The sequence below is a fragment of the Methylobacillus pratensis genome (assembly GCF_054072455.1).
Map to the genome: position 1 here is coordinate 310,793 of NZ_JBSUSR010000001.1, position 26,543 is coordinate 337,335.

Annotated in this window: 26 protein-coding genes and 1 tRNA gene; 15 read left to right on the forward strand and 12 right to left on the reverse strand. The window is 58.1% G+C overall.

Going from position 1 to position 26,543, the window contains the following annotated elements:
- Window positions 1-33 precede the first annotated feature (33 nt).
- Complete coding sequence (locus tag ACW4YW_RS01395) at window positions 34-1,722, reverse strand: EAL domain-containing protein (protein ID WP_457135911.1); 1,689 nt, start codon at window positions 1,720-1,722, stop codon at window positions 34-36.
- A 299-nt stretch (window positions 1,723-2,021) separates the two neighbouring features.
- On the opposite strand from ACW4YW_RS01395, the gene ACW4YW_RS01400 reads away from it, so the two are divergent.
- Window positions 2,022-2,444, forward strand: a complete 423-nt coding sequence (locus ACW4YW_RS01400) for a hypothetical protein (protein WP_457135912.1) — start codon at window positions 2,022-2,024, stop codon at window positions 2,442-2,444.
- A gap of 64 nt (window positions 2,445-2,508) precedes the next feature.
- Complete coding sequence (locus tag ACW4YW_RS01405) at window positions 2,509-3,462, forward strand: hypothetical protein (protein ID WP_457135913.1); 954 nt, start codon at window positions 2,509-2,511, stop codon at window positions 3,460-3,462.
- A gap of 14 nt (window positions 3,463-3,476) precedes the next feature.
- Here ACW4YW_RS01405 and ACW4YW_RS01410 read toward each other — a convergent pair whose 3' ends face one another.
- Both ACW4YW_RS01410 and ACW4YW_RS01415 read right to left on the reverse strand, forming a co-directional pair.
- On the reverse strand, window positions 3,477-3,974 hold the full coding sequence (locus ACW4YW_RS01410; RefSeq protein WP_457135914.1) for a DUF2059 domain-containing protein: 498 nt from the start codon (window positions 3,972-3,974) through the stop codon (window positions 3,477-3,479).
- A gap of 117 nt (window positions 3,975-4,091) precedes the next feature.
- Window positions 4,092-4,505: a hypothetical protein gene (locus ACW4YW_RS01415; RefSeq protein WP_457135915.1), complete on the reverse strand. Its 414-nt coding sequence runs from the start codon at window positions 4,503-4,505 to the stop codon at window positions 4,092-4,094.
- Window positions 4,506-4,784: 279 nt separating this feature from the next.
- Here ACW4YW_RS01415 and ACW4YW_RS01420 point away from each other — a divergent pair, with 279 nt between their 5' ends.
- The 4 genes from ACW4YW_RS01420 (at window position 4,785) to ACW4YW_RS01435 (ending at window position 6,434) form a co-directional block, all read left to right on the forward strand.
- Window positions 4,785-5,264 carry a cupin domain-containing protein gene (locus ACW4YW_RS01420; RefSeq protein ID WP_457135916.1) on the forward strand — a complete coding sequence of 160 codons (480 nt, stop codon included), beginning with the start codon at window positions 4,785-4,787 and terminating at the stop codon, window positions 5,262-5,264.
- 213 nt (window positions 5,265-5,477) lie between these two features.
- Window positions 5,478-5,726 (forward strand): AbrB/MazE/SpoVT family DNA-binding domain-containing protein, encoded by a 249-nt coding sequence (locus tag ACW4YW_RS01425; protein ID WP_457135917.1) that lies wholly within the window; start codon window positions 5,478-5,480, stop codon window positions 5,724-5,726.
- Entirely contained in the window at window positions 5,726-6,073 is a 348-nt protein-coding gene (locus ACW4YW_RS01430; RefSeq protein WP_457135918.1) for a type II toxin-antitoxin system PemK/MazF family toxin, read from the forward strand. Before ACW4YW_RS01425 ends, ACW4YW_RS01430 begins: the two co-directional genes overlap by 1 nt.
- A 275-nt stretch (window positions 6,074-6,348) precedes the next feature.
- Window positions 6,349-6,434: transfer RNA gene (locus tag ACW4YW_RS01435), tRNA-Leu, on the forward strand.
- 69 nt (window positions 6,435-6,503) lie between these two features.
- Here the strand turns inward: ACW4YW_RS01435 and ACW4YW_RS01440 are convergent.
- The 5 genes from ACW4YW_RS01440 to ACW4YW_RS01460 are packed head-to-tail and all read right to left on the reverse strand — an operon-like array spanning window position 6,504 to window position 14,008.
- Complete coding sequence (locus ACW4YW_RS01440; protein WP_457135919.1) at window positions 6,504-7,865, reverse strand: sensor histidine kinase; 1,362 nt, start codon at window positions 7,863-7,865, stop codon at window positions 6,504-6,506.
- Window positions 7,862-8,533: a response regulator gene (locus ACW4YW_RS01445; protein WP_407994018.1), complete on the reverse strand. Its 672-nt coding sequence runs from the start codon at window positions 8,531-8,533 to the stop codon at window positions 7,862-7,864. The genes ACW4YW_RS01440 and ACW4YW_RS01445 overlap by 4 nt, the downstream gene beginning before the upstream one ends.
- Window positions 8,534-8,547: 14 nt before the next feature.
- Entirely contained in the window at window positions 8,548-11,637 is a 3,090-nt protein-coding gene (locus tag ACW4YW_RS01450) for an efflux RND transporter permease subunit (protein WP_457135920.1), read from the reverse strand.
- The gene (locus ACW4YW_RS01455) at window positions 11,637-12,734 is read right to left on the reverse strand and encodes an efflux RND transporter periplasmic adaptor subunit (protein ID WP_457135921.1); all 1,098 of its coding nucleotides are present in this window, start codon (window positions 12,732-12,734) and stop codon (window positions 11,637-11,639) included. The genes ACW4YW_RS01450 and ACW4YW_RS01455 overlap by 1 nt, the downstream gene beginning before the upstream one ends.
- Window positions 12,731-14,008 (reverse strand): TolC family protein, encoded by a 1,278-nt coding sequence (locus tag ACW4YW_RS01460; protein ID WP_457135922.1) that lies wholly within the window; start codon window positions 14,006-14,008, stop codon window positions 12,731-12,733. The genes ACW4YW_RS01455 and ACW4YW_RS01460 overlap by 4 nt, the downstream gene beginning before the upstream one ends.
- A 139-nt stretch (window positions 14,009-14,147) precedes the next feature.
- On the opposite strand from ACW4YW_RS01460, the gene ACW4YW_RS01465 reads away from it, so the two are divergent.
- Window positions 14,148-14,621, forward strand: coding sequence for an HAD domain-containing protein (locus ACW4YW_RS01465; RefSeq protein WP_457135923.1), 474 nt, complete (start codon window positions 14,148-14,150; stop codon window positions 14,619-14,621).
- On the opposite strand, the gene ACW4YW_RS01470 is transcribed toward ACW4YW_RS01465, so the two are convergent.
- From ACW4YW_RS01470 to alkB, 3 genes are all read right to left on the reverse strand, one after another.
- Window positions 14,590-15,315 (reverse strand): GNAT family N-acetyltransferase, encoded by a 726-nt coding sequence (locus tag ACW4YW_RS01470; protein WP_457135924.1) that lies wholly within the window; start codon window positions 15,313-15,315, stop codon window positions 14,590-14,592. The genes ACW4YW_RS01465 and ACW4YW_RS01470 overlap by 32 nt on opposite strands.
- A gap of 4 nt (window positions 15,316-15,319) precedes the next feature.
- Window positions 15,320-16,018: a glutamine amidotransferase gene (locus ACW4YW_RS01475; RefSeq protein ID WP_457135925.1), complete on the reverse strand. Its 699-nt coding sequence runs from the start codon at window positions 16,016-16,018 to the stop codon at window positions 15,320-15,322.
- A 93-nt stretch (window positions 16,019-16,111) separates the two neighbouring features.
- Window positions 16,112-16,753: a DNA oxidative demethylase AlkB gene (gene alkB, locus ACW4YW_RS01480; RefSeq protein WP_457135926.1), complete on the reverse strand. Its 642-nt coding sequence runs from the start codon at window positions 16,751-16,753 to the stop codon at window positions 16,112-16,114.
- Window positions 16,754-16,969: 216 nt separating this feature from the next.
- Here alkB and ACW4YW_RS01485 point away from each other — a divergent pair, with 216 nt between their 5' ends.
- On the forward strand, window positions 16,970-17,593 hold the full coding sequence (locus ACW4YW_RS01485; protein WP_457135927.1) for a DNA-3-methyladenine glycosylase family protein: 624 nt from the start codon (window positions 16,970-16,972) through the stop codon (window positions 17,591-17,593).
- A gap of 25 nt (window positions 17,594-17,618) precedes the next feature.
- Here ACW4YW_RS01485 and ACW4YW_RS01490 read toward each other — a convergent pair whose 3' ends face one another.
- Complete coding sequence (locus tag ACW4YW_RS01490; protein WP_457135928.1) at window positions 17,619-19,841, reverse strand: RelA/SpoT family protein; 2,223 nt, start codon at window positions 19,839-19,841, stop codon at window positions 17,619-17,621.
- Between the two features lie 301 nt (window positions 19,842-20,142).
- On the opposite strand from ACW4YW_RS01490, the gene ACW4YW_RS01495 reads away from it, so the two are divergent.
- The 7 genes from ACW4YW_RS01495 (at window position 20,143) to cyoE (ending at window position 26,498) form a co-directional block, all read left to right on the forward strand.
- Window positions 20,143-20,499: a hypothetical protein gene (locus ACW4YW_RS01495; RefSeq protein WP_457135929.1), complete on the forward strand. Its 357-nt coding sequence runs from the start codon at window positions 20,143-20,145 to the stop codon at window positions 20,497-20,499.
- A 326-nt stretch (window positions 20,500-20,825) separates the two neighbouring features.
- The gene (gene eco / locus ACW4YW_RS01500) at window positions 20,826-21,311 is read left to right on the forward strand and encodes a serine protease inhibitor ecotin (RefSeq protein ID WP_457135930.1); all 486 of its coding nucleotides are present in this window, start codon (window positions 20,826-20,828) and stop codon (window positions 21,309-21,311) included.
- Window positions 21,312-21,739: 428 nt separating this feature from the next.
- Entirely contained in the window at window positions 21,740-22,627 is an 888-nt protein-coding gene (gene cyoA / locus ACW4YW_RS01505; protein ID WP_457135931.1) for a ubiquinol oxidase subunit II, read from the forward strand.
- 2 nt (window positions 22,628-22,629) lie between these two features.
- Window positions 22,630-24,609, forward strand: a complete 1,980-nt coding sequence (cyoB, locus tag ACW4YW_RS01510) for a cytochrome o ubiquinol oxidase subunit I (protein WP_457135932.1) — start codon at window positions 22,630-22,632, stop codon at window positions 24,607-24,609.
- 2 nt (window positions 24,610-24,611) lie between these two features.
- Window positions 24,612-25,229, forward strand: coding sequence for a cytochrome o ubiquinol oxidase subunit III (locus tag ACW4YW_RS01515; RefSeq protein ID WP_309565083.1), 618 nt, complete (start codon window positions 24,612-24,614; stop codon window positions 25,227-25,229).
- Entirely contained in the window at window positions 25,230-25,568 is a 339-nt protein-coding gene (locus tag ACW4YW_RS01520) for a cytochrome o ubiquinol oxidase subunit IV (protein WP_457135933.1), read from the forward strand. It begins immediately after the preceding gene.
- A gap of 9 nt (window positions 25,569-25,577) precedes the next feature.
- Entirely contained in the window at window positions 25,578-26,498 is a 921-nt protein-coding gene (cyoE, locus tag ACW4YW_RS01525) for a heme o synthase (protein WP_457135934.1), read from the forward strand.
- Window positions 26,499-26,543 lie beyond the last annotated feature (45 nt).

Here is a 26,543-nt window from a genome sequence, read left to right on the forward strand (position 1 = left end):
CGCGGTCGATCAACCTTGGTTGATCAGCCTGCCCTAGCCTGCATTCGCAGTGATATGAAGATGAGTGATCGACGGAGTGCCGATGATTTGGGCGAAAGCATAGTCAGGCATGGGCTTGTGGAAGTAATAGCCCTGCATCAGATAGCAGCCGCTGTTGCTGAGTATGTCGAGCTGCTCCCGGGTCTCGACGCCCTCCGCGATGACGCGCAAGCCCAGGCGGTTGGCAATCGAGAGAATGCCGTCGGCAATCGCCATGCTGTTGGAATCCGAGGCGATGTTCTTGACGAAGGACTTGTCGATCTTGATGCTGTCGACCGGCAGGCGGTTGATGTAGCAGAGGTTGGAATAGCCAACCCCGAAATCGTCCAGGGAAATATGCACGCCCAGCTTGCGCAGCTTCGTCATGACGGGCACCACCACGTCCAGGTCTTCCAGCAGCAGGCTTTCCGTGATCTCCAGCTCCAGGCAATCCGGGTCGACCTCGAACTCGCGCAATATGCTTTCCACCACGCCGGGAAAAGACGCCTCCCTGAATTGCTTGGCGGAAATATTGACCGCGATCCGCTCCAGCTTCAGTCCCTGCGCGCCCCACACCTTCAGCCGCTTGCACACTTGCCGCAAGGTCCACTTTCCAATCGGCAGGATGAGGCCGCTCTCCTCCGCGATCGGGATAAAGCGATCGGGCAGCACCACGCCCCTTTCCGGCTGGTGCCAGCGCAGCAATGTTTCCGCCCCGATGATCCTGCCGGCCTGCACGTCGATCTGCGGCTGGAAATACAGGCTCAGCTCATTGCGTTCCAGGGCGCGGTGCAAGGCGGCCTCGAGGAAAAAGCGCTCCCTTTCGCAGCCGATCACCTGTTCGGAATAGATATAGACGTCCCGCGCATCGGACTCGCGGCACGGCAGCAATGCGGAAGAGGCGTGCGACAACAGTTCCGGGCTTTGTTCCGCATGCCATGGATATACCGCAACCCCGATATTGCACGAGAGGATGACTTCGCCGCCATCGGCCTGGAAAGGCTTGGAGAATAGGGACTTGACCTCTTCCACCGCCTTGAAGATGCCCGCATCGGCAGCATCATGGCTGGTATGCAGGACGGCGAACTCCTCCCGCTTGAGGTGCGCGACCGGCATCCGGTCGTTCAAGCGCTGCGCAATGCCATTGAGCAGGATGGCAGCGGCCTGTTCCCCCAGCACCTCCGTCACCTGCTCGAACCGCGCCACCCTCACCACCAGCACGGCCACCTTGCGTAAAGGATGCCGCCGCGCATGGTCGACAAACTGCTCGAGATGTTCCAGGAACAGCGATTTGCCAGGCAGGCCGGTTACGGCATCGTAGGCATGGTCCTGCAAGGGATTGTGCGCACCCTCCAGCCTCGGGGGCACAGCAGCAAATAATTGATCTGCTTGCACCGGATATTGATTGCGCGAATCACTGGCAATGCTACCATTCACCATATGCTGCTGGCGTCCATCCGACTTGCGCTCGCCCTTTCCGCTCTTGGGCGTGCCGTCGAGGTGATATCGGCTGGGCCAGATTGTTTGTGGAGTGACGCCTATATGCTCGGCGATCAGACGCTCATAGCGAGGACATGGGCTGTAAAGAGCATTGCTCAACGTTGTGCGTGACAAGCCGTACCGCCTGGATAGCGCCTGCAAGTTGGTTTTGGTCTTGCGCACGGCGGCAATGATGTCTGCCCGATGCCAATCTCCAGTTATCAATTTTTTTTCATCATTCATAGCGACTTGTTGCCAAACATCCAGATTGATGATCAATGAAGATGAGTTATTAAAAGACATCCTAATTCGGATGTCAATAGTAAATAGTAGGAAAATTATTTGTAATAACGGAGAAATAATAACGATGAACCATGAATATAAAAGCGTTTATGGGCCATTTACCCCATCCGGAATAATTTCCGATTTTTAGAAGAATTCGGATGAGTGGAATATCAAAGAAGTTACTCAAGGTCATTGGCGGGCAATCTGCAAAATCCTGGGCCGAACAAAACGGCCTTCCAGTGCAAACTGTTCATGAATGGCTCAAGCATGACCGCATGCCGCGGGGAGCCAATTTCCAGCTATTGATCAACGCAACCGGCATTGCCAAGGAATGGTGGGTTTCCGACAGCGACCATCCCCCTTCCCTTTCGCCACCCAATAACGCGCCGCAACAGGCAACGGCCTGCAACCCCTGCATCAACAAATCCCTGTTGCATGGCTGCATTGAAGCCTGCAAGCACTTCTACGGTTCGGATTTCAGCTCCGCTCCGGAGCAAGCGCAGATCAGTTATGCCGCGGATTGCTACAATGCCGTGATCGCCATGGTGCAGGACAATTCACCGAGCCCGGCGAACTCCGTGCAGCTGACAAAGGAAGACATAGGGCAATTGATGAAAATCGCGATCAAGCTCGGGAAACTGCACAGCTTTACAAAGACTTAGGCTGGTTGCGGCGATTACGCGGTAAAATGACCCCAATTCAAATCAACAATATTGCCGTCCATCAATGAAGCTCAACCTCTGGCTGCTCATGATCATGTTGCTTGGCAAGCGCGAACGCACCTTCAACATCGTCGCCACCACCTCGCAATACGGCGTGCAGAAAATCCTGGCCGTGGACGGCAGCAACGTATACGGGCAATCCCTCAATCCCGAGGGCGCGCTTTCGCGCAACGTGATCGCCAGCCCGGTCGAGCGCTTTCCCTACCAGAACATCGTGGTCGAATACCGCTACTCGGTGGCAGGCAACAACCGCTTCCGCCGCTACACCTCGCTGGGCCGCCTGATGCTGGCGCTCCCGCTCATCCTCACCCCCATCTACCGCTGGACCGCCAACATCAAGCACTTCCTCGGCAGCGTGTTCCTCAACCGCAGGCCGACGGAAACCCGCGAACGCTACGACCTGCTCAAATACATCGTGGCGCACAAGGCCGTCTCCGAAACGCCGTTCACGCTCAACGAACTCATGGGGGAAATGGTCGGCTACCTTTGCTTCACGCAGGAAGACCGCATCTGGTACATGCAAAAAATGAAGTACCAACTGGCCTCGCTAGTGGAAACGCATGACTTGGAAATGACGGCCAAAGGCCATTACAAGGTCACCGGCCTGGCATGGAAAAGCCTGAGCGACTTCCAGGAGGAAAACCGCAGGCATCGCGACAGTGCGCGCATTCAATGGGTGATCGTCTTGCTGACGATGGCGATCGGGCTATTCGCGATTTCCAATACCGGCGTCGTGCGCCTGCCGGTATTGCTGGACCTTGAGCAGGAGGCCCACCAGGTCAAGAACATCGTGCAATCGCACTGGCATTCGCTGCTGCAACACGACGAGCCTCCCCTTGACGAGCAGAAGGCGCTGGATTCCATCATGATGCTGCGGACGGAGCCGCAAAGCGTCGAGCAGATCATCCCCACGCCTCCTGCAGAAAACAGCCCACCAGAAAAGAAAAAAGCGGATTAATCATCCGCTTCGCCTTACTTTGCCTGCTTGATGCGCTCCACCGCTTCCTGGGCGATCTTTTGATATTGCGGAATCACCTTCTGGTTGAGCTCGCTGGTCAGCTTCATCGACTCCGCCGCCAACTGCGGCATTTTCTGGTTGATGGACTTGCCGGCGGGCGAACTATAGAAATTGATCGCAGCCTGCAACTCTTCCTGGGTGAACGTGCGGCGGTATAGCGGCAACACCAGCTTGACGATGGCGTCGTAAGACAAATTCTCCTGCTGCACCTTCACCGCCTTCTCGCCGGCCTCCTCCGCGATCCTCTTCTGCTTGTCGTTCAACTGCTGGTATTGCAGCGATTGCAGGAGGTTGTTCCGCAATGCTGTATCGGCATTGGCGCGCATGGTCTCTAGGGCACCCTTGACGTTGGACACCTCCATGAACTTGAAAATCAGATCATCGGAAGGCGCGGCGGCATGCGCGCTGCCCAGCATGGCCAGCATACAGATGGCGAGCGTTTTCTTTAGCATTTGAATCTCCTGTCTTAATCATATGGTCAACCGCGACAGTTCCTGTCGCGAAACGCAAGATTATCATTTTTTTCATTTTAAGGCATTTCCGCCAAGGAAAAAACGCATGCACCGGCATCACATGATACGGAACAACCGCAGCGTATCTCCAGGCGGGCTGAAAATCTTGTATTCCTGGGAAATACCGTTTGAAACATTGATCTCCTCGGAACTCGGCCTGCCCTGGCACGAACCGCGCCCGGTATCCACCTTGAGCACATGCTTGCCGTCAGTGAGGAAGAACGACACATATTCGCCCGGCATGATGGTGTAGGAACGGATATTGTCGATATAAAGCTCGTTCTCGCAACCGATCCCGATCTCCTTCGGCGCAGGGTCGCGGCGCACCGTAACATAGGCGCCGGTGAAGAATTTGGGATAGGACGCATACACCCGGTCAGGCGGCACTGGCGTACTTGATGCATTCTGTAGCGGAACCCCGGCGCACGCGCCGAGTGAAAGTAAAAGCGCGGACAATATTATTTTTCGCATGATGACCTGACAGATGGGTATCTTCAAAAGACTGCCAATCCGGGGTTAGGTTCAGTGAACAAACCGATTTTTAAGATTGAGATTCAGGCAACACCTGGAGGCTTCTCATCATTTTCCTTAACCCAAAATCATGACGATCATTAGCCCAAACTAAGTCATCTGTCGTATGGGCTTTATCCAGCCATCAGCGATGATGAGTGCCGCTTCATTGTAAAAGCATGTTAAGAAGCTCAGGCATATGAGCAAAAATAATCAAACACACCTATTGGAGAAGAAAAGATGAGAACTATCATATCCGCCCTATGCCTCGCATTCGCCGCAACGGGCGCACAAGCCGCAGACCAGATTGAAAGAATGAAGGCAGACAAAATGCAGTCATTCAGGCCGGCTCAAATCGACTGGAAAGATGAACCGATTCTACCCAAGGGTGCCAAAAGCGCACTTATCCTCGGCGATCCTTCCAAACCGGGCGTATTCATTGCCTGGCTGAAATTTCCCGCCAACTACCCAATCCCGGCCCATACCCATCCCTTCACCGAAGTCATCACCGTGCTGAAGGGCAAGCTAGGCAATGGGATGGGTGATGTTCTGGACAAGAAAAAAGGCGAAACATTGAAAGTGGGAGAAAGCTTTGTATTGCCTGCAGGCCACTCGCATTACGTATGGACGGAGGGTGATGAAACCATCGTAGAATTAATTGCCACTGGACCTTGGGATATTACCTATACCAACCCCAAGGACGATCCAAGGAAGAAGTAAACCAGGAGAAGGCTCAATTGAGCCTTCTACCCTTCAGCAAACTGATGCACAAAAACCTCCCTAAGTGCTAGCGAATCCAGAGTAGAACCGCATAAACCACACCTACCCTTGATCCTAATATCAACACTTATCTATGTTGATACATAGTAGACACAACAATTCTTGATATCTGCCTTTAATGTATCTACAATGAAGATACTTAATGGAGGTTATATGAAACTCTCAATTCAGAAATGGGGTAATAGCGCCAGTGTTCGATTGCCGGCGGCACTCTTGGAGCAATTGGGTGCTGGGGTTGGGTCAGCCTTGGAGGTGTCGATTACGAAGGAAGGTTTGTTGCTGAAGCCTGAACGTCGACCACACTATAAGCTGACTGATCTGCTGGCTGAGATGCCTGCGGGCGAGTTGCCTGCTGTTGAGGGCTGGGATGATATGCCTGTAGTTGGTCAGGAGACACTGTAATGGCGTATACGCCAGATCAAGGTGATATTGTTCACCTTCAGTTTGATCCTGCTGCAGGCAGTGAAATGAAAGGTCCTCACTTTGGCCTGGTCGTCAGTCAGAAAGCGTTTAACAAGCTGGGGCTTGCTGTCATCTGTCCAATCTCTCAAGGTGCTGCAGCTTCTGCCCGCACTTATGGCACAGTGGTGACGCTCATGGGATGTGGAACAGATACCCAAGGGGCTATCCATTGCCATCAAGTGAAGTCATTGGATTGGCGTATACGTAAAGCCAAACTGAAAGAGGCTGTGCCTGATTTTGTGGTGGATGAGGTACTGGCCAGGCTCGAGGCGATTATTCTGGGATAAAGGTACCGTGCTGACCTTCACGGCGGTACGTCTGCAACAGGAAGAACTTACCATGCCCTGCAGGCTGTTGCATGAAGCAACGATTGCTCACTTATTCAGGGCGTTTCTTATCCAACAAAGAGCGTTTTTCAGTAGCTCCCTGATCGGCTTGCTGATTTAGATTAACTACTACGAAAGCGGCCTCCAGCCTAGGCTTTATCATTTTCATCTACTAAGCGTCGCTATCCGGTGATAGAATACGGCCTCGCTCCGTTCGGTGCGATTCAAGCACTCCTGCCCGGGTGGTGAAATTGGTAGACACAAGAGACTTAAAATCTCTCGCCCTTTGGGCGTGCCGGTTCGATTCCGGCCCCGGGCACCAGCAAATCAAGCGTTAAGACTCAACAATCAGCCTCCTGAGTGACAACCAACTGTCAACGGATAAGCTGGATCATTCCCGCTCTATTGCCGGCAATATGATCCTTACCAGAATGCCTTCGCCATGGACTGCCGTTTCGAGGGAAACCTGCCCGCCATGATGGCGCACGATTTCTCGGACGATGGATAAGCCAAGGCCGCAGCCTTCAGGGCCTTCGTCCAGGCGATAGAAACGGTTGAATACATTCTCTCTCTGGTCTGGCGGGATGCCGGGGCCGTTGTCTTCCACTTCGATTACAACCTCTTGTTCCTGCCGCCTGCAGCGGATGGTGATGTTGCCTTGCATCGGGGTGTAGCGCAGGGCGTTGTCGACCAGGTTGGCGAGCATTTCCTGGATTTGCCACAGGCTGCCGCTGACCTTGGCGGGATGCAGGTCGAAGCCCAAGTCTATGCTTTTCGCATCGGCGCGCGACAACCATTCCGTAGCCATGGCTTCGATCGCCTTGCTGATGTCCAGCTCTGTGAACTTGTTGACTTCGCCCTCTCCTTCCGCCCGCGCCAATGCCAATAGCTGGTTGGCAAGGCGCACGATGCGCCGGGTGCTGACCAGCATGCGCTCATGGGATTGCATCCTTTCCTCCGGGCTTTGCTCGGAGGCGAGCTCAAGCTGCATCTGCAAGCCTGCCAGCGGGGTGCGCAACTGGTGTGCGGCATTGGCAAGGAACTGGTTTTGCAGCTTGAGGGAATGGTCGAGCCGCGCAAGCAGCGAGTTGAGCGCGACGATGATCTCGCGGACTTCCACCGGGGCCTTGCCTTCGTCCATGGGGCTGAGGTCGGTTTCGGAGCGTGCGTTGATCTGAGCGCGGATTTGCGCCAACGGCTGCAGGCCCCGCCCTACCCCGACCCAGAGCACGACGATCGAGAAAATCGCGAAAATGAGCTCGGGCACGATCATGTGGATCAAGGTCTTTTGCACCAGGCGGTTACGCTTGTAGGTAGTTTCCGCCAGGTAGAGCACGGCATCCAGTGATGGGCTCTTGATGGCGACGACCCGGATCGGGTCGCCCTGGTATTCGGCTTCGTAGAAGTACGGCTTGTTGTCGGCGGAAGGAAGCTGGATGGGCAGATCCGCCACGCCTGCGAGGAATTGGCCTTGAAGGTCGAAGATGGCGGCCTTGGCGGCATCGTAGCTATCCTGCTCACTGCGCAACAGGGTGCGCTCGATTTGCGGATAGGCCTCATGCCACTTTGCCGGGTCGTTCGGCAGCGAACGCTCCAGGTTGTACGCCAGCTTGAGCAGGTGCTGGTCGTACACTTCGCGCGCGGGCTCCAGCGCCATGAAGTAATCGGTGAGGATGCCGACCGCCACCAGCGCGCTCAGCGCCACCAGCAGCCAGCGCAGCAGTTTGCGCCGTAGGCTGTTGGCCGCTTTCATGGCGCCGGCTCTTCCAGCAGGTAGCCGAAGCCGCGCACGGTGCGGATCTGGATGCCATGCGCATCCAGCTTGCTGCGCAGGCGCGAGATGTAGACTTCCACCGCGTTGAGGCTGATGTCCGTCTTCCAGTCGCACAGGGTTTCGATGATGGCCTCCTTGCGCACCACTTTGCCGAGATTGCGCAACAGGTAGACCAGCACGTCCCATTCGCGGATCGAAAGCTCGATCGGCTCGCCGTCGACGCTGGCGCGCTGGGCGCCGAGGTCCACCACCAGCTTGCCACAGGCCAGGGTGTTGCGCTCGCTCAATGTATGGCGGCGCAGCAAGGCGCGGGTGCGCGCATGCAGTTCCGCGAGCACGAAGGGCTTGAGCATGAAGTCGTCCGCGCCGAGGTCCAGACCGTAAATGCGGAAATCGACATCGTCGCGCGCAGAGATGATGAGAACGGGAATGCTGCTGTTGTGCTTGCGCAGGCGGCGCAGCACCTCGAAGCCGTCCATGCCCGGCAGGCCGATGTCGAGCAGCAGCATGTCGTAATGCCCGGCCTCTATCATGGCATTGGCCTTGGTGCCGGTTTCCGCCAGGTCGACGGCATAGCCCGCCTTGGAGAGCGACTCGCAAGTGCCCTCGGCGAGGATGGCATCGTCTTCAACAACCAATATGCGCATGGTTTTCCTTAAGCTTAATAAGCGCTCTGGGTGCTGGCGCTCCTGGGATAATGGCGGTAAATCCAGCCGAACACCACAGGCAGCACCAGCAGGGTCAACAAGGTAGTCGTGACCATGCCGCCCACGATCACCAGCGCTAGCGGGCGCTGCGCCTGCGAGCCGATGGCATGGGACAAGGCGGCGGGCAGCAGGCCCAGGCCGGCCAGCATCGCCGTCATCAACACCGGGCGCAGGCGCATGGTGGCGCCTTCGAGAATAGCCTCATCCAGCGCGTGCTCCCCCTGATTATACAAACTCTTGATATACGAGATCAGGATCACGCCGTCCTGGATGGCGATGCCGAACAGCGAGAGGAAGCCGATGCCGGCGGAGATGGAAAGCTCCTCGCCCGCCAGGTAGAGCGCGGCAATGCCGCCGATAGTGGCGAACGGCACGTTGAGCAGCACCAGGCTGGCGTCCTTGGCGGAACCGAACGCGGAATACAGCATGATGAAGATCGCCAGCAGCGTCAGCGGCACGATGACGGCCAGCTTCTTGTGCGCCTCCTTCATCTGGTTGAACTGCCCGTCCCACTGCGTGCGGTAGCCGCGCGGCAGCTCGACCTGCTCCGCCACCAGCTTCTGCGCCTCGGCTGCGGCGCTGCCCAGATCGCGGTCGCGCACGCCGAAGCGGATGGCGATGAAGCGCCGCCCGGATTCGCGGTAGATGAAGAACGGGCCGTCGCTGAGCTCCACCTGCGCCACCATGGAAAGCGGGATGCGCTGCCCGTCCGGCGTATCGACGAACAGGCGCTGGATCAAGTCCAGGCGGTTGCGCTGGCCTTCGGGGAATCGCAAGGCAAGGTCGAAGGTGCGCTCGCCCTCCAGCACCTTGCTGATCGGGTTGCCGCCGATGGCGTTCACCACCAGCGCCTGCACATCGGCCACATTGAGGCCGAAACGCGCACTGGCTTCGCGGTCGACGCGGATATTCATGGTCGGCTGCCCCAGTTCGCGGAAGATGCCGACATCGCTCATGCCCTTGATGCCTTGCAGGATGGCCTGCACTTCCAGCGCCTTTTCATGCAGCACCTCCAGGTCGTCGCCGAAAATCTTGACCGAGTTCTCCCCTTTCACGCCCGACAAGGCTTCCGCCACATTGTCCTGGATGTATTGCGAGAAGTTGTACTCGATGCCGGGAACCTGCTGCAGGTAGGCTTCCACTCGGCGTATTAGGTCGCTGCGCGTGACGCCTTGCGGCCACAGTTCGGGCTTTTTCAGGTACACCCCGAACTCGACGTTGAACACCCCGGTAGCGTCGGTGCCGTCGTCCGGGCGGCCGATCTGCGCCACGACGGTCTTCACTTCCGGCTGTTCGCGCAGGTAGCCGCGCACCTGGGTGGCGAAGCCTGAGGAATATTGCAGGTCCACCGTATTGGGCAGGCTGATGCGCAGCCAGAGGTTGTTTTCCTCCAATGTCGGCAGGAAGCTGGTACCCAGCCGGCTGGCGCCGAACAAGGCGACGGAAAAAGCCAGCAAGGCTGCCAGCGCCACCAGGCCGGGGTTGCGCAGCAATCTTGCCAATACGGGGCGGTAGAGCTTGACCAGGACGTTGATCATGCCCGGGCGATGCTCGAGCTTGTCCGGCTTGAACAGGAAGGAAGCCGCCGAGGGAATGAAGGTCAGGCTCAGCACCATGGAGGCGAGCAAGGCAAGACCCATGGTATAGGCCATGGGATGGAATATCTTGCCTTCCACGCCGCCCATGATGAATAGCGGCGCATAGGCCATGATGATGATCATGGTGGAGAAGATCATCGGGCGCTGCACTTCCGCCGCTGCCGCGACGATGGTCTGGCGCAGGTTGCTGGTGCCGTTTTCCATGCGGCGCATGATGTTCTCGATCACGATCACCGCCGCATCGACGATCAGGCCGAAATCGATCGCGCCCAGCGAGATCAGGTTGGCCGGAATCGCCAGCACCATGCCGGCAAAGGAAACGCTGAGCGCGAGCGGGATCACCAAGGCCACGGCCAATGCCGCGCGCAGGCTGCCGAGAAAGACGAACAGCACGATCAATACCAGCGCCATGCCGAACAGCAAGGTATGGTGCACCGTGCCCATGGTCAAATCCAGCAGCTCCTGCCTATCGTAGAAAGGCTCCAGTTTGATGCCTTGCGGCAGAATGCCGCCGCGGTTGATCTCGTCGACCTTGTGGTGGACGCGCTCCAGCATTTCCGAGGCATTGCCGCCGCGCCGCATCAGCACAATGCCTTCCACCGCGTCCGGGTCCTGGTTGTATTGCACCACGCCCAGCCTCGGAGCGAAACCGAACTCCACGCGCGCCACGTCGCCCACGCGGACCGGCAGGCCGTTGCGCGAGACGATCACGATATTGCGCACGTCCTGCAGGGTCTTGATGAGGCCGATGCCGCGCACCACATACTGCTGCTCCCCTGCCCGCAGGTTGCCGCCGCCCGCATTGGCATTGGCGTTGCTCAGCGCCTCGACCAGCTCGTTGAGCGAGATATTGTAGGATTGCAGTTTGCGGATGTCGGGCAGCACCTGGTATTGCTTGTTCGGGCCGCCGAAGCCGTTGATGTCGGCAATGCCGGGCACGGTCTTGAGCTGGCGGTAGATTTCCCAATCCTGGAAGGACTTGAGCACCATGACATCGTCGCCGCTCTCGGAGGCCACGCGATAGCGCAACACCTCGCCTAGGGCGTCGGCATCAGGGCTCAGCTCGCTCTGCACGCCCTCCGGCAATGCGGCGCTATCCAGGTGCAGCTGCACGTTCTGCCGAGCAGTGAAGGAATCAGTGCCGTCCTCGAATTGCAGCGTCACCACCGACAGGCCGAACAACGATACCGAACGGAAGGTCTTGAGCCTGGGCAGGTTGGCGAGCGCGGTTTCCACCGGCACGGTGATCTGTCGCTCCACCTCGTTGGTGCCGCGTCCCTGCCATTGGGTGATCACCTGCACGTTGAGCGGCGAGATATTCGGATAAGGCTCGATCGGCAGCTTGGTGAAGCTGATATAGCCCAGCACCAGCAAGCCGATCGACAGCCCGAGGATCAGCAGGCGCCGGCGCAATACGCCCGCGATGAAGGCGCCGGTTGCCTGCACTACATGGCTCCCGAGAGCTTCTGGTTGAGCAGGGTTGCGCCGCGCACCACCACCTTCTCATTGGCGGACAAGCCTTCCGTGACCGCAACCAGGCCTTCCCGGTACGGCCTGACGTTCACTTGCCGCCTGCGGTAATTGCCGTCAGGCGTTTCCACAATCAGGTAATCCACCTGCTGCGAGCGCACCACGGCATCGACCGGCACCAGCAATGCCGGACGCTTGCCGACATTGAGGCTGGCCGTGGCGAACAAGTCCGGGCGCAATGCGCCGTCGTTCGCCACCAGGCAACGCACGCGCAATGTATTGGTTTCCACGTCCAAGGTGGGAGACAGGATATCGACGCGCGCACTATAGCGCTTGCCGGGCAACGCCTGCACCTCGAGCTGTAACAGCTGTCCCTGGCGGATGCGCTGGTAATCTTGTTCATAGACGTTGCCGAAAAACCAAAGCGTGGAAATGTCGGCGAGCGACATGAAACTGTCTCCGAGGCTGATGAAAGCGCCGGGGTCGAGGTTGCGCTGCGTGACCACGCCGCTGATCGGCGCGCGCAGCAACAGGTGCTCATTGATGTGCCCGCTTTGCTCCAGGGCGGCAATATCCTGCTCGGAAGCGCCCATCACCCGCATGCGCTCGCGAACGGATTGCAGCGTGGATTCGGCATCCTGCGCCAGTTCCTGCGTCGCCTTGCTGGCCTGCAAGGTGCGCCAGGTATTGCGCGCCAGCAGCAGTTCGTTCTGCGCCGAAACGTATTCGGGGCTATAGAGTGCCGCCAACGGCTGGCCCTGCCGGACCTGCGCGCCCTCGAACACCAGGATACTGTCCAGCCTGCCGGCGATGCGCGCCGATACCAGATGTATCTTCTCTGCATTGAACGCCAGCCGCCCCATCAAGGGCACCACATCCTCTATTTCGCGCTGCTCGGGCAAGGCACTGGCAAAGAAATCCGCAGCGACCTTGTCCGCGCTCAGCGCTTCTTCTTTCTGCGCTGGCTGGCTGACGGCTTCCGGCTCGAGCGACGTGGTTGATGTCCATGGAATCAGCCAGCCTCCCAGCCCTACGCCCGACATAAATACCAGCGGCAACAAGAGTCGCTTCATGGTGACTCCATTCCTTGCCCTATTGCCGCATCCAGCGCGGCCTTGGCTTGCTGCAGCGCGCTATCGACCCAGGCGGCTGACAGCTCGGTGTCGCGCAGGTTCTGCTGCGCCAGCAATAGTCCATTGAAATCCCCGGCGTTGTTTGCGTAGCCGTTCAAGGCGAGGCGATAAGCGGCTTGCGCTTCCGGTAAGCGGCGCTGCTGCAACAGTTCCTTTTCCTTGATGACCTGCTGCAACTGGCTGTAGGCATTGGCGATTCCCAATTGCACCTGGCGCCATGCCAGTTCCGCCCCGGCCTGGGCGGAAATCACGCCTGCATTGGCCTCGCTGACGCCTGCTTTCTCGCGCTCGAAGAACCAGGTCGGCAGGATCAAGTCCACCTCCACGCCGTATTCGTTGCCCGCCAGGCCGTAGGGCGGGTTGTTGCTGTGCTTGGTGAGGATGAGCTGCAGGTCCGGGTAATAGGCTTTTTTCGCCAGGTCCAGGCTTTTGCGCGCCGCTTGCAATCGGTAGGCCGAATCGCGCACATTTGGGTGTAGGCCCTGTGCCCGGCTGGTCAATTCCGCCAGCGGCGGCAACTCCAATTCCGACCATGTTTCAGTTTTGACAGCCAGGGGCTGAGCTGGGTCGCGCCCGATCAGGGTGTTCAGCCCCTGCCGGGTCTGCTCGATCTGGCGCTGGGTCTGGTAGATATCGTTTTCCGCACTGCCATGCGCCACCTGGGCATTCATGTACTCCACGAATGCCGCTGCATTGTTGGCATAGCGCACCTTGGCCACTTGCTTGATCTGGTTGAGGCGCTCTAAGGTATTGTGGTTGATGTCGGCCTGTTGCTGCAGGGCGAGCAACTGGTAATACTGGCGCTTCAACTCTGCCAGCAGGCCCACATACAAGCCATCGATCTGCGCGCCAGCGCTGCCTGCCTCCGCTTCCAGAATGTCAGCGGCCAGGCGCTTCTTGCCCGGGAACGACATGGTTTGCGTCAAGCGGTAGCTCATGCCCTGGGAGCGGTCGATATTGAGCGGGCTGCGCGGCACCGGCGCCTGCTCCATGCCGATCATGGGCCGGTCCCATGCCAGCGCCTGTGGAATGCGCGCCTCGATCTGCACGCGCTCCTGCTCCGCCTGCACGAACTGCGGATTGCGCGCGCGCAGCTCCTGCGCCAGCTGGCGCAAGGTGAACGGCTCAGCCTCTTCCGCCTTTAACGGGGTGACACCCCATCCCAACGATGCCAGCACTGCCATGCACAGCAAACGGTTCCATCTTTTCTGCATGATGGCCGGATTGTAGGCAGGCGGTCCATACATCAACCTTAACCCTGGCTGACAATAATCTGACGATACCTGCGCTTGTCATATGGGTTTCATATTGAAGGCGCACACTACCCGTGCACTCAAATACAGGCTCAACCTGATGATTCTTTTCCTCAGCTTCGACGGCGTATTGCACGCCACGGGAAACCGTCGGCAGAAATTCGACAGGCTCGCGATGCTCGAGCAATGGCTAAGACAGCACCCCGAAGTCAACATCGTGATCAGCAGCAAGTGGCGCAACAGCATGGATATTGCGGAATTGCGCCAGTTATTCAATGAGGACGTACGGCACAGGGTTCTCGGCGTCACGCCGGCACCGCGCGACCAGGCGCATGACCGCTACTGGCGCCTGAGCGAGATTTTCGATTGGCTGCAGTATTGCGGCACCCAGCAGGAATGGCTGGTGCTGGACGACGGCGTATTCCCCGAACGCTTCAACCGACTGGTCAAGTGCAACCCGCTATTGGGCCTGACCGAACAGGACCTGGATTCCCTTACCCGCATCAAGAGGCAGTTGCTGGCGCAGCAGCCCGGCCAGCGCCTCAACCAGCTGCAAGACTGCGCTCTGGCATGAAGGCCTGCAGGCGCTGACGCTGCCTGCCCGACGCATCGATATTGTCCGGTGACAGCCATTGCCGGTATGCCCGCGACAGCATAGCCCACTCGCTGTCGATGATCGAAAACCAGGCCGTATCCCGGTTGCGTCCCTTGTACACGATCGCCTGGCGGAAGATGCCCTCGAATTGGAAGCCCAGCCGTAACGCGGCAGCGCGGGAAGGCGCGTTCAGGCTGTCGCACTTCCATTCATAACGCCGGTAGCCAAGGGTGTCGAACACATACTGCATCAACAGGAATTGGGCCTCGGTCGCGGCCGTGGTCTTCTGCAGTACGGGCGAATACACGACGAAGCCGACCTCGACCGCGCCTGCCGCAGGGGCGATCCGCATCAGGGCGAACGTGCCCAGCGCATGATTGGTGGCAGGATCGACGATCGCGTAATGCTGCGGATCTGCCGACGCCTGCAATGACGCGACATATGTGCGGAAATTGTCCAGGTTCTCCGGCCGCTCCAAGGGAATATAAGTCCAGTCCCGGCTATCGGGCGCCTGCTGGTATGCGGCGAATAGGCTTGCCGCATGGCGATCCTCTATGGGCTCCAGCCGGCAATAGCGGCCTTGCAAGGTGACGCGGGATGGGAGCGGGCGCGGCGTCCAGCCCGGCAAGGCATCCCCGACCGGCTGTCCGTATTCGTTGGTGCGATAGCTCATGGCGTCAGGACAACTGGCCCAGCCATTGCGCGACCACCTGATCGAGTTTGGGTGCAAGCTGCGGCGCCAGCACCTGTCCCTGCTTGCGCAACTCCGGTATCGACAATCCGCCCAGCTCGCCGATATGCCCGACATACCAGCGTTCCAGCCCTGACGCCGTCACCTCGATATGGAATTGCAAGGCCAAGCCATGCCTGCCATAGGCAAATGCCTGGTTGGCGTAAAGCGCTGATGACGCCAGCCGGACCGCGCCTTGCGGCAGGTCGAAGGTATCGCCATGCCAATGCAGCACCGGTTCGCCCTCCCCCAATGCGGCCAAGGGCGATTGTCGGCCTTCCGCTGTAAGGCTCAACGGGCTCCAGCCGATCTCCTTGCCCGCTTCTCCGGCATAGACCTTGGCGCCCAGCGCCCGCGCCATGATCTGCGCGCCCAGGCATATGCCCATTGTCGGCTGCCCGTGTTGCAAGCGAGTCTCGGCCAGGTCGATCACCGTCTGCAGGAAAGGAAAGTCCGCCGTCTGGTAGACGCCGATGGGCCCGCCCAATATCACCAGCAAATCGGCATCGCGCGCCTGTTTGAGCTCGGTGCCCGTGGCATTGGGCGTATCGACGTAATGCACTTCGTAACCTGCGCGGCTGAGCAAAGGCGCAATTCCGTCGAGGTCCTCGAATGCGATATGGCGCAAGGCGATAGCGGTTTTCATGACATGTTCCTTGTTATTGTGGTCAAGAATGAAACAGGCTTCATTTAACAACAAACGCAACTTGGACGATAGGTTTAGACGATAGCGTGGCCGCTAGCCTGCCGCACGAAAAGTCAGGTTGATGCGTACATCGCCGGTCAACGGGTGTTGGCCCGGCTTGAGCGGTAGGATGCCATGGTAGCGCAATCTGGCCGGGCCGCCCCAGACCACGACATCGCCATGATGGAGCTCGGTGCGCAACACCGGGTCGCTCCGCCGCAGGCCGCCGAACAGGAAGATGGCCGCCAGCCCGAGAGACACCGATACGATAGGCTGCGAGAAATCCTGCTCGTCCTTGTCCTGGTGCAGGCTGAGCTTGGCGCCCGCCTGGTAGCGGTTGATCAGGCAGGCATCCGGCACGAAATGGTCGAACCCGGCAGTAGCGGCGGCGGATTGGGCCAGCACGGTAAAGGATGGCGGCATCGTCGGCCATGGCTTGCCGGACAAGGGATCATGGGTGGCATACCGGTACCCGGCACGGTCAGACACCCAGCCCAATCGGCCGCAATTGCTCATGGCAACCGACATGGCCAAGCCGCCCGGCGTCTGCATATGCCGCCATGGCGCTTGGGCCAATACGGTTTGCAGGTCATGCAGGAGCTGCTGATCCTGCATGCCGGCAAAACCGCGCAGGATATAGGCACCGGGGACGAATGCTGCCGGGGTCGATGCCTCGTTGAACAAGTCACCGTGCATCGCGTTTATGCCCGTCGCCCGTTGGCTTGCCTTCTGAATTCATTGGAGTCATTGGCTCCATCCTGACCAGTTTTGTCTTTACATGTCATGCAATCAGTCTAGCAAAACTAAACAGGTACGGGCTGGGTGTTTCTTGCGATTGAATTTCTCGCCATCTGCCAGGCGAAGCGCGTTATGCTGCCATTCTCCCCGGAAACTTGAGAGCATTTGATATCCATGCAATCCCCTTCAGAAGCCAGCCTGTTCCTGGCATCGATTGATCCCGACTGGGCCAGGCTGGTGGAAATGATAGGCCCCAGGCCCGACATTGCCCCCGACACGCAGGAGCCTTATGAGGCACTGCTCAGGGCGGTGGCCTACCAGCAACTGCATGGCAAAGCTGCCGCCGCGATCCTCGGCAGGCTGCTGGAGTTGCATGGAGGACAATTCCCCGCGCCTGCCGCATTGCTGGCCACCGATGTCGCGCAATTGCGCGCCTGCGGGTTTTCCGGGCGCAAGATCGCATATATCACCGGCCTGGCTGAGGCATCGCTCGCGGGAAGCATCCCGGACCATGCAACCGCGCTGGCTATGGAGGACGAGGCGTTGATCGCCCAACTCACCTCATTGCCGGGAATCGGACGCTGGACGGTGGAAATGATGCTCATGCACACCTTGAGGCGTGCAGACATCCTGCCTGTCGACGACTTGGGCGTACGCGAGGGATTCCGCCGGATGAAGGGGCTGAGCACGGCGCCCACCCCGCGCAGCCTGCGGGACATCGGGTTGGCGTGGAGCCCTCACCGCAGCAGCGCCGCCTGGTATTTGTGGCGCGTACCCAGGGACTATCCCGCACCTTAATCCCTATCTTCTTATATTTAAGAAACTATAGGTGCCGCTTTGCCGAATTGACGCTAGGCACCTGGCGCAGCAAGGCCAGCAACTTGGTCAACTGGTCCAGGTCTGCAATCTCGATGGAAAAGCTCATCCTGGCCTGGTTGTTGCGGCTCTGCGTCTTGACCTGCGTCACGTTCACGCGCTCGCGCGCAAACAGATCGCTGATGTCGCGCAACAGGCCCTGGCGGTCATAGGCCTCGATATCGATATCCACGCCGGCAAGCTTTTCCTGGCGGTTGCCCCATTGCGTTGCCAGCAGCCGGTCGTGCTTTTCCTCGGGCAGGCGCTTGATGAAGGGGCAGGCCTGGCGATGAATGGTCACGCCCCTTCCCCGCGTCACGTAGCCGATGATCGCATCCGGAGGTGCGGGTTTGCAGCACTTTGCCATATAAGTCATCAAGTTGCCGACGCCTTCTACCAAAACACCTGAAGAATCGGTTTCGCTTCCCGACTTGAGCAGGAACGGGACATCCTGCTCAGGCTTGGCCGGCAGTTCGCTTTGCACGGCCTGGGTGATCTGGTGCTCGCCGACTTCCCCGCGCCCGATCGCGGCCAGCAGCTCTTCCAGCTTGGGGTAATGCAGCTTCTGGGAAATTTTTTCCAGGTTGATGTCGACCGCGCCCAGGCGGTGCAGCTCTTTGTCCAGCCGTAGACGGCCCTGGGCGACATCCTCCTCGAAGTTCTGGTAGCGGAACCAGTGCCGCACTTTGGCGCGGGCGCGCGAGCTTTGCAGGTAGCCTAAATTAGGGTTCAGCCAATCCCGGCTCGGGGCACCCTGCTTTGCCGCGAGAATCTCGACGCGCTGGCCGTTCTGCAGCTTGTAGTTGAGCGGCACGATGCTGCCGTCCACCTTGGCGCCGCGCGTGCGGTGTCCGAGGTCGGTATGGAGGATATAGGCGAAATCCACCGGGGTCGCGCCGCGCGGCAGGTCGACGACCCGGCCCTGCGGGGTCAGCACGTAGACCTTGTCCTGGAACAGCTCGTTCTTGAACTGGCCGATAGCGCCGCCGTCGTCCGACACGTCCTGTTTCCATTCGAGGATCTGCCGCAGCCAGACAATCTTGTCGTCGAACTTGCTGTCGGCCTTGCCCCCTTCCTTATAGCGCCAGTGCGCCGCCACGCCCAGCTCGGAGTGGTGGTGCATTTCATGGGTGCGGATCTGGATTTCCAGCGGCAGGTTGCGCGGGCCGATCACCACGGTGTGCAGCGAGCGGTAGTTGTTGCTCTTGGGGCGCGCGATGTAGTCGTCGAACTCCTTGGGGATCGGCTGCCAGAGGTTGTGGATCAAACCGAGCGCGGCGTAGCAATCCTTGATGTCGTCCACCAGGATGCGCACCGCCCGCACGTCATACAGCTCGCTGAAGGAAAGCTGCTTGCGCCGCATCTTGTTGACGATGCTGTAGATATGCTTGGGGCGCCCCATCATTTCCGCCTGGATGCCCGCGGACTGCAATTGCTGCTGCAATATATCCAATACTTCCTTGATATATTGCTCGCGCCCGACGCGCTTCTCCGCCAGCAGCTTGGCGACTTCCTTATATAGATTGGGCTCGAGGAAGCGCAGGGACAGGTCTTCCAGCTCCCATTTGATATGCCAGATGCCCAGGCGGTTGGCCAACGGCGCGAAAATCGTCTTCGCCTCCTCGGCAATGCGTTGTTGCTCTTCCTCATGCGCGCCTGCCAGGCTGCGCAGGGTTTCCACCCGGTCGGCGAGCTTGATTAGCACCACGCGGATATCCTCGACCATGGCGAGCAGCATCTTGCGCAGGCTTTCGACCTGCGCCTGCTGGGCTTCGCCGTCCTTCTTGCGGTCCTTGGCATGGCCGACGTCGGGCCGGCTGAAGCCCTGGATCTGCTCCATGCGTGCAATGCCCTCGACCAGCGCCACGATCTGCGGGGAGAACGCTTCCTGCAGCTTAGCCTTCCACTCGGGCAGGTGCTCCGGGCAGGCATGGAGGATGGTTGCAGCAATGGTTTCGGCGTCCATGCCCATGCCGGCCAGGATGGAAGCCACCCCCAGCACGTGGTGCAGGACCGGCACGGCCGTGATTTCATGGTGGCTGGCATAGCATGGCGCGGCAAAATCCGCGCTTTTGCGGATGAGCGTGACTTCTTCGGGAGTAAATTGCTTGTCCAGCGACGCGAGCCAGGACTCGACATCGAGCATCCCTTGCTCGCTGGCTTGAGAGAGTAGATCAGGAACAAAAACCATGGTGCATTATGTCATCAATTTGCCATCGTTGTATTCGACACTGCCTTTTACAACAGTTTTCTCCGGGAGTTCCCAACTCCTCCGGGAGCCGCTTCCAGCCTTGCTGAAAATATGATCAGCCTGGGCTTGCATTGCCCTGACAAGCACTTAGGACCGCAATCCTGACAGCACCCACAATTTTATCCACAGAATATGTGCATGAAACGGCACGATCGAACGATGCGGGCACTTTTTGGCCCGGAGACGGTCTAGATGGACTGGCAACACCCAATAAATGAATAACCATATGAGGAAGGCTAACATGATGAAACGTACTCTTGCCGCGCTGACCATGATCGGTGCTTTTTCTGCACAGGCCTATGCCGCTGAAGACGTGTCCAAGCTTGATCCCCAACCCGGGCAGTGGAGCACGGTGATTGCGATTTACGATCACCTGGAGAACCACTACCTGTTAAAGACTTCCGTCCATGACGATATCGAGTCCTGTTCAGCCCGCCTGCAAAACACCGCAGAGCAGATCAAGAAAGCCGGGAATGTGGTGTATACCGCGCCGCGCAACACCAAGGTGAGCTTCACCAAGGAAGAAGGCGTGGAAAACGAATCCAAGGTACTGGAAATCCGCTGCGTGCTCGAACCGTTCCGCCCCGAGCGCGTGTAACCTTACTTGTTTGATCAATCACAATGGCGCCACTCATGGCGCCATTTTTACTTGGGCTGCGTTAGTTTTTCCGACAGGGGTTTCAGATAACGACGGAACCCTGCTCCATGCCATGCGCGCCATACTGTCAACCTCATCATTCAGTGACAACCAGCCATGCATAAACTCCTCATTTTCGCGATTGCCGCCGTTCTCATCTATATCCTGGTCTACTGGGTCGTGGAAATCGTCGAGCTTTCGGGGCATGCCTGACCTGGCGATGTGGCTTACCAAAACCGCGTTCCCGGGGTAAAGTAACGCTACCTTCATTCCCGAGGAGCCCGGCCATGCCGCTACAGTCCCATCAAACCGTCCTCGCCGCCCTGGCGCTGCTGATGCTGAACGGCTGCGTCCATGCAGGCAAGATCGACGACAAAGTCCCCTATCCAAAGGCTGAAGCGGGCTATCAACGCCATGTCATCCAGTTGTCGGCATTGGCCGAAGAGCACGATGTCAAATTGGAGCTGCAAGTCGGCAAAACCATGCAGGTAGACTGCAACCGCCATAGCTTCGGCGCTACCCTGGTTGAACACACAGTGCAGGGTTGGGGCTACCCATATTACAAGGTGGATAGCGTCAACGGCCCGGTTTCCACCCAGATGGCCTGCCCGCCCGGCACCGAGGCCTCGAAGTTTGTCGCAGCCAACGGCAACGGCTTTGTCGTGCGCTACAACAGCAAGCTGCCTGTCGTGGTATATATCCCGCAAGGTTTTGAATTGAGGTACCGCACCTGGCAGCCTTCGCAGGAATTCAAGACTGTCGCACCGGAATGACCCACTTTCCATAGTTACTCCTGACCGCCTAAGTCAGGCTGATCTGTAACATTCTGTTACCGCCAGGCGACAGTTGTAACAAATTGTTTCAACCATTATCCGAACCCGTCCATCAGAGTGGAATTTGTCCTTATTTGATGTGGGCCTAATTCGTTTAATCGTATAAAATATAAGGTTGGTAAGGGGATCAATCCAGGAATCGGGGACTGATCGTCAGGAGCAGCAACTCCTCCCTTTTCAAGATTGCTCGCTATCGCGGTGTTGATGGTGGCAATGAATGACCAGCCTGAAGTGTCGCTTACAAGCAACACTTCAAGATATCGGCGGCTTACCAGCCGATGATAGGTATCCTTAGGCGGTAAGCAACAATACCGCCCATGGGTGTGTGGCAGTGGTTTTATACGTCTTTTACATGTTGAGATGCTGAAATGATAAAAAAGCGATATCCCAGACTTTTCAGTCTATTGTCTTCTCTAGGTGTCACGTTGTTGCTAAGCGGTTGCGACTTTGTGCTGCTCGATCCCAAAGGCCAGATAGGAGTTGAAGAAAAATCCCTTATCATCACCGCGATATTGCTAATGCTGATTGTCGTGGTCCCGGTCATCATCATGACGATCGTATTTGCCTGGCGCTATCGCGCTTCCAACACCAAAGCCACCTACGCCCCAGACTGGGCGCACTCCAATAAGATCGAAGCAGTTGTCTGGACTATCCCCGTCCTCATCATCCTGGTGCTCGGCACCATCACCTGGAAAACCACGCACTCACTGGACCCGCGCCAGCCCATCGATTCCGAGCATCCTCACCTGACGGTCCAAGTCGTAGCGCTGGACTGGAAATGGCTGTTCATCTATCCGGAACAAGGCATCGCTACCGTGAACGAACTGGCCTTCCCTGCCAATGTCCCGGTGCGCTTTGAAGTGACTTCCGGCTCCGTCATGAACTCCTTCTTCATCCCGCAGCTGGGCAGCCAGATCTACGCCATGGCCGGCATGAAGAACACCTTGCACCTGATCGCCAACGAAGAAGGCGTCTACCACGGCTTATCCGCCAACTACAGCGGCCACGGCTTCTCGGGCATGAAATTCAATGCCAACGTGACCTCTCAGGAAAAATTCGACGAATGGGTACAGCAAGTCAAGCAATCCAGCGCCGCGCTCGATGCAGACAAGTACACCGCTCTTGAAAAAGCTTCCTTCAACAATCCGATTGAGCGTTTCTCCAACGTAACGCCTGATCTCTATGACGGAATTGTCGCGAAGTACACACATTCTTCTGGTTCGAATGCGCACTCACTCTCGGAGGGCAAGGAGTAAAAATGTTTGGCAAATTAACCCTGGAAGCGGTTCCCTACCACGAACCGATTATTATGATCACGCTGGCAATCGTCGGCGTGCTGGGCGTGGGCATTGCCGCCGCCCTCACCCACTTCAAGAAATGGAATTGGCTCTGGTCCGAATGGCTGACTTCGGTCGACCACAAGAAGATCGGCGTCATGTACATCGCCGTCGCCCTCATCATGCTGCTGCGCGGCTTTGCCGACGCCATCATGATGCGCGGCCAGCTGGCGGTCGCCTCGGCCGGTGCTGAAGGCTTCCTGCCCCCGCACCACTACGACCAGATTTTCACCGCCCACGGCGTAATCATGATTTTCTTCATGGCCATGCCGTTCATGGTCGGCCTCATGAATATCGTCGTGCCGTTGCAGATCGGTGCGCGCGACGTTGCCTACCCGTTCCTGAACTCGCTGAGCTTCTGGCTGTTCGTGGTCGGTGTCGCGCTGATCAACATCTCGCTCGGCGTCGGTGAATTCGCACAGACCGGCTGGCTGGCATATCCTCCGCTTTCCGGCATTGAATACAGCCCAGGCGTAGGCGTTGACTACTGGATCTGGAGCTTGCAGATTTCCGGGCTGGGGACCTTGCTTACCGGGGTCAACTTCTTCGTGACCATCATGAAGATGCGCGCGCCCGGCATGACACTCATGAAGATGCCCGTGTTCACATGGACGGCGCTCTGCACCAACATCCTGATCCTGGCGGCTTTCCCTGTCCTGACGGCGACCGTTGCCTTGCTGACCCTGGACCGCTACCTGGGTACCCACTTCTTCACCAATGAGCTCGGCGGCAACCAGATGATGTACGTCAACCTCATCTGGATCTGGGGCCACCCTGAGGTATACATCCTGATCCTGCCGGCTTTCGGCATCTTCTCCGAAGTCGTCGCGACTTTCACCAAGAAGAAGCTGTTCGGCTACACCTCGCTGGTATGGGCGACCGCGGTGATCACCATCCTGTCGTTCATCGTCTGGCTGCACCACTTCTTCACCATGGGTGCAGGCGCCAATGTCAACGCGTTCTTCGGCATTGCGACGATGATCATCTCGATCCCGACCGGCGTGAAGATCTTCAACTGGCTGTTCACGATGTATCGCGGCCGCATCGAGTTCTCCACCCCGATCATCTGGACCGTCGGCTTCCTGATCACCTTCACCATCGGCGGCATGACCGGCGTATTGCTGGCCGTGCCTGGCGCTGACTTCGTGCTGCACAACAGCCTGTTCCTGATCGCCCACTTCCACAACGTGATTATCGGCGGCGTGGTGTTCGGCTACCTGGCCGGTTTCGTGTACTGGTTCCCCAAGGCGTTCGGCTTCAAGCTGAACGAAAAGCTGGGCCGTATCGCGGCCTACCTGTGGATCAGCGGCTTCTTCCTGGCCTTCATCCCGCTGTACATGCTCGGCTTCATGGGCATGACACGCCGCCTCAACAACTACGACAATCCGGCATGGACTCCATTGCTGTATGTCGCATTGGCAGGCGCGTTCGTCATCGGCGCGGCGATCCTGGTTCAATTGCTCCAGTTGTACGTCAGCATCCGCGACCGTAAGCAGAACCTCGACCTGACCGGCGACCCATGGGGCGGCCGTACCTTGGAATGGTCTACTTCCTCGCCTCCTCCCTTCTACAACTTCGCCCATGTGCCGGTTGTGAAGGATCTCGACGAGTGGTGGGAAATGAAGCAGGACGGCCGTGCTGCCAAGGCGCCTGCAAAGTACGAAAAGATCCATATGCCCAAGAACGCTTCCGAGGGCGTGATCATCAGCGCGTTCAGCCTGGTGTTCGGCTTCGCCTTCATCTGGCATATCTGGTGGCTGGTCATCCTCAGTACCATCGCCATGCTGGTGACCGTGATTGCGCGTAGCTACAACGATGATATCGACTACTACGTGCCGGTCGAGGAAGTCACGGCAGTTGAAAACAAGCACCTTCAAGTTAAACAAGCGAGTCAGGCGTAACCATGTCTAGTCAAACTTTGCATACCCAACACGCGCATGCCGATGAGCATGCGCACCACCACGACGCCGGCGCCACGAAGATTTTCGGGTTCTGGATTTACCTGATGACGGACTTGATATTGTTCGCGACCCTGTTCGCGACCTATGCGGTCCTGAGCCACAGCTTTGCCGGCGGCCCCACCGGCAAGGATATCTTCGAGCTCGACTACGTGCTGGGCGAGACCTTCCTGTTACTGTTCAGCAGCATCACCTATGGCTTTGCCATGATTGCCCAGCACAAGGGCAACAAGCAGGCCGTGCTGAACTGGCTCGCCGTCACCTTCCTGTTCGGCCTGGGCTTCATCGTGATGGAAGTCAACGAATTCCACCACCTGATCCATGAAGGTTTCGGTCCTGACCGCAGCGCCTTCCTGTCCGCGTTCTTCACGCTGGTCGGCACCCACGGCCTGCACGTGACCTGCGGCCTGATCTGGATGGCCGTATTGATGGCGCAAGTCTGGAGCAAGGGCCTGACCGACACCAACAATACCCGCCTGATGTGCCTGAGCCTGTTCTGGCACTTCCTGGATATTGTCTGGATCTGCGTATTTACTGTTGTTTATCTGATGGGAGTGCTGTAAATGTCACACGGGCACGTTGAGCGCGCTGGCGCAGGCCACGGCAGCGTCAAGTCTTACCTGATTGGCTTTGTTCTTTCTGTGATCCTGACGGTGATTCCGTTCGGGCTGTTGATGTTCCCCAACGAGCTGTCCTCGTCCACAGTCCTCGCCACCATCCTGGTGTTCGCCGTGGTACAGATCGTGGTGCACCTTGTGTACTTCCTGCACATGAACACCTCGTCGGAGCAGAGCTGGAACGTGACGGCCTTCATCTTCACCGTGATCATTCTCGCGATCGTGGTGGTGGGCTCGCTGTGGGTCATGTTCCACCTGAACCACAACATGATGAGGCATTTCTAAGCCAGATTGATGAAGCAATATCTACTCATCACCAAGCCAGGCATTATCTTCGGCAACCTGATCTCGGTTGCCGGAGGCTTCTTCCTGGCTTCCAGGGGCGAGATCGATTTCGTCCTGTTCCTGGCGACCGCCATCGGCATCTCGCTGGTGATTGCCTCTGGCTGTGTCCTCAACAATTACATCGACCGCGACATCGACAGCAAGATGGAACGCACGCGCAACCGCGTGCTGGTGCGTGGCCTCATTCCGGCCAGGAACGCCGTGATCTACGGCTGCCTGCTGGGAATTGCAGGGATCGCCCTGCTCTACGCCACCACCAATATGCTGACCGTCTGGCTGTCCCTGTTCGGGTTTGCGATCTATGTGGGGGCCTATAGCCTCTACCTGAAGCGCAACTCGGTCTATGGCACCTTGATCGGCAGCCTGTCCGGTGCCGCGCCTCCGGTGATCGGCTACTGTGCCGTCAGCAACGAGTTCGACATGGGGGCCGTGATCCTGCTCGTGATCTTCAGCCTCTGGCAAATGCCGCACTCCTACGCCATCGCGATTTTCCGGCTCAAGGACTATACGGCAGCAGCCATCCCGGTCCTGCCGGTGAAAAAAGGCATCCTCGCGACCAAGAAGCACATCGTGCTTTATATCGTGGCGTTCGTGATCGCCACCATCATGCTGACCTTCAGCGGCTATACCGGTAACCACTACCTGGTGGTGGCCGGCGTCATCAGCATTTATTGGTTGGGTCTGGCATTGGCAGGCTACAAGACGAACAACGACCAGATCTGGGCAAAAAAACTGTTCATGTTCTCGATCGTGACCATTACCGCCTTGAGCGTCATGATGTCGATCGACTTCAAGGAGCCGCGCAAGGACGGTGTCTGGGTAGCAGCCCGCACACCGTCGGCTGTCGAGCATCAAGTCAAGGTGGATTAAACAGCGATCCTGCTTCACTTTAGAAAATAATTGAGCAGATAAAGC

Coding starts and splice junctions, on each gene's coding strand:
- ACW4YW_RS01405 (WP_457135913.1), top strand. CDS start 2,509: ATGAAGCTCAACCTCTGGCTGCTCATGATCATGTTGCTTGGCAAGCGC.
- ACW4YW_RS01410 (WP_457135914.1), bottom strand. CDS start 3,974: ATGCTAAAGAAAACGCTCGCCATCTGTATGCTGGCCATGCTGGGCAGC.
- ACW4YW_RS01415 (WP_457135915.1), bottom strand. CDS start 4,505: ATGCGAAAAATAATATTGTCCGCGCTTTTACTTTCACTCGGCGCGTGC.
- ACW4YW_RS01420 (WP_457135916.1), top strand. CDS start 4,785: ATGAGAACTATCATATCCGCCCTATGCCTCGCATTCGCCGCAACGGGC.
- ACW4YW_RS01425 (WP_457135917.1), top strand. CDS start 5,478: ATGAAACTCTCAATTCAGAAATGGGGTAATAGCGCCAGTGTTCGATTG.
- ACW4YW_RS01430 (WP_457135918.1), top strand. CDS start 5,726: ATGGCGTATACGCCAGATCAAGGTGATATTGTTCACCTTCAGTTTGAT.
- ACW4YW_RS01440 (WP_457135919.1), bottom strand. CDS start 7,865: ATGAAAGCGGCCAACAGCCTACGGCGCAAACTGCTGCGCTGGCTGCTG.
- ACW4YW_RS01445 (WP_407994018.1), bottom strand. CDS start 8,533: ATGCGCATATTGGTTGTTGAAGACGATGCCATCCTCGCCGAGGGCACT.
- ACW4YW_RS01455 (WP_457135921.1), bottom strand. CDS start 12,734: ATGAAGCGACTCTTGTTGCCGCTGGTATTTATGTCGGGCGTAGGGCTG.
- ACW4YW_RS01460 (WP_457135922.1), bottom strand. CDS start 14,008: ATGCAGAAAAGATGGAACCGTTTGCTGTGCATGGCAGTGCTGGCATCG.
- ACW4YW_RS01465 (WP_457135923.1), top strand. CDS start 14,148: ATGATTCTTTTCCTCAGCTTCGACGGCGTATTGCACGCCACGGGAAAC.
- ACW4YW_RS01470 (WP_457135924.1), bottom strand. CDS start 15,315: ATGAGCTATCGCACCAACGAATACGGACAGCCGGTCGGGGATGCCTTG.
- ACW4YW_RS01475 (WP_457135925.1), bottom strand. CDS start 16,018: ATGAAAACCGCTATCGCCTTGCGCCATATCGCATTCGAGGACCTCGAC.
- alkB (WP_457135926.1), bottom strand. CDS start 16,753: ATGCACGGTGACTTGTTCAACGAGGCATCGACCCCGGCAGCATTCGTC.
- ACW4YW_RS01485 (WP_457135927.1), top strand. CDS start 16,970: ATGCAATCCCCTTCAGAAGCCAGCCTGTTCCTGGCATCGATTGATCCC.
- ACW4YW_RS01490 (WP_457135928.1), bottom strand. CDS start 19,841: ATGGTTTTTGTTCCTGATCTACTCTCTCAAGCCAGCGAGCAAGGGATG.
- ACW4YW_RS01495 (WP_457135929.1), top strand. CDS start 20,143: ATGATGAAACGTACTCTTGCCGCGCTGACCATGATCGGTGCTTTTTCT.
- eco (WP_457135930.1), top strand. CDS start 20,826: ATGCCGCTACAGTCCCATCAAACCGTCCTCGCCGCCCTGGCGCTGCTG.
- cyoA (WP_457135931.1), top strand. CDS start 21,740: ATGATAAAAAAGCGATATCCCAGACTTTTCAGTCTATTGTCTTCTCTA.
- cyoB (WP_457135932.1), top strand. CDS start 22,630: ATGTTTGGCAAATTAACCCTGGAAGCGGTTCCCTACCACGAACCGATT.
- ACW4YW_RS01515 (WP_309565083.1), top strand. CDS start 24,612: ATGTCTAGTCAAACTTTGCATACCCAACACGCGCATGCCGATGAGCAT.
- ACW4YW_RS01520 (WP_457135933.1), top strand. CDS start 25,230: ATGTCACACGGGCACGTTGAGCGCGCTGGCGCAGGCCACGGCAGCGTC.
- cyoE (WP_457135934.1), top strand. CDS start 25,578: ATGAAGCAATATCTACTCATCACCAAGCCAGGCATTATCTTCGGCAAC.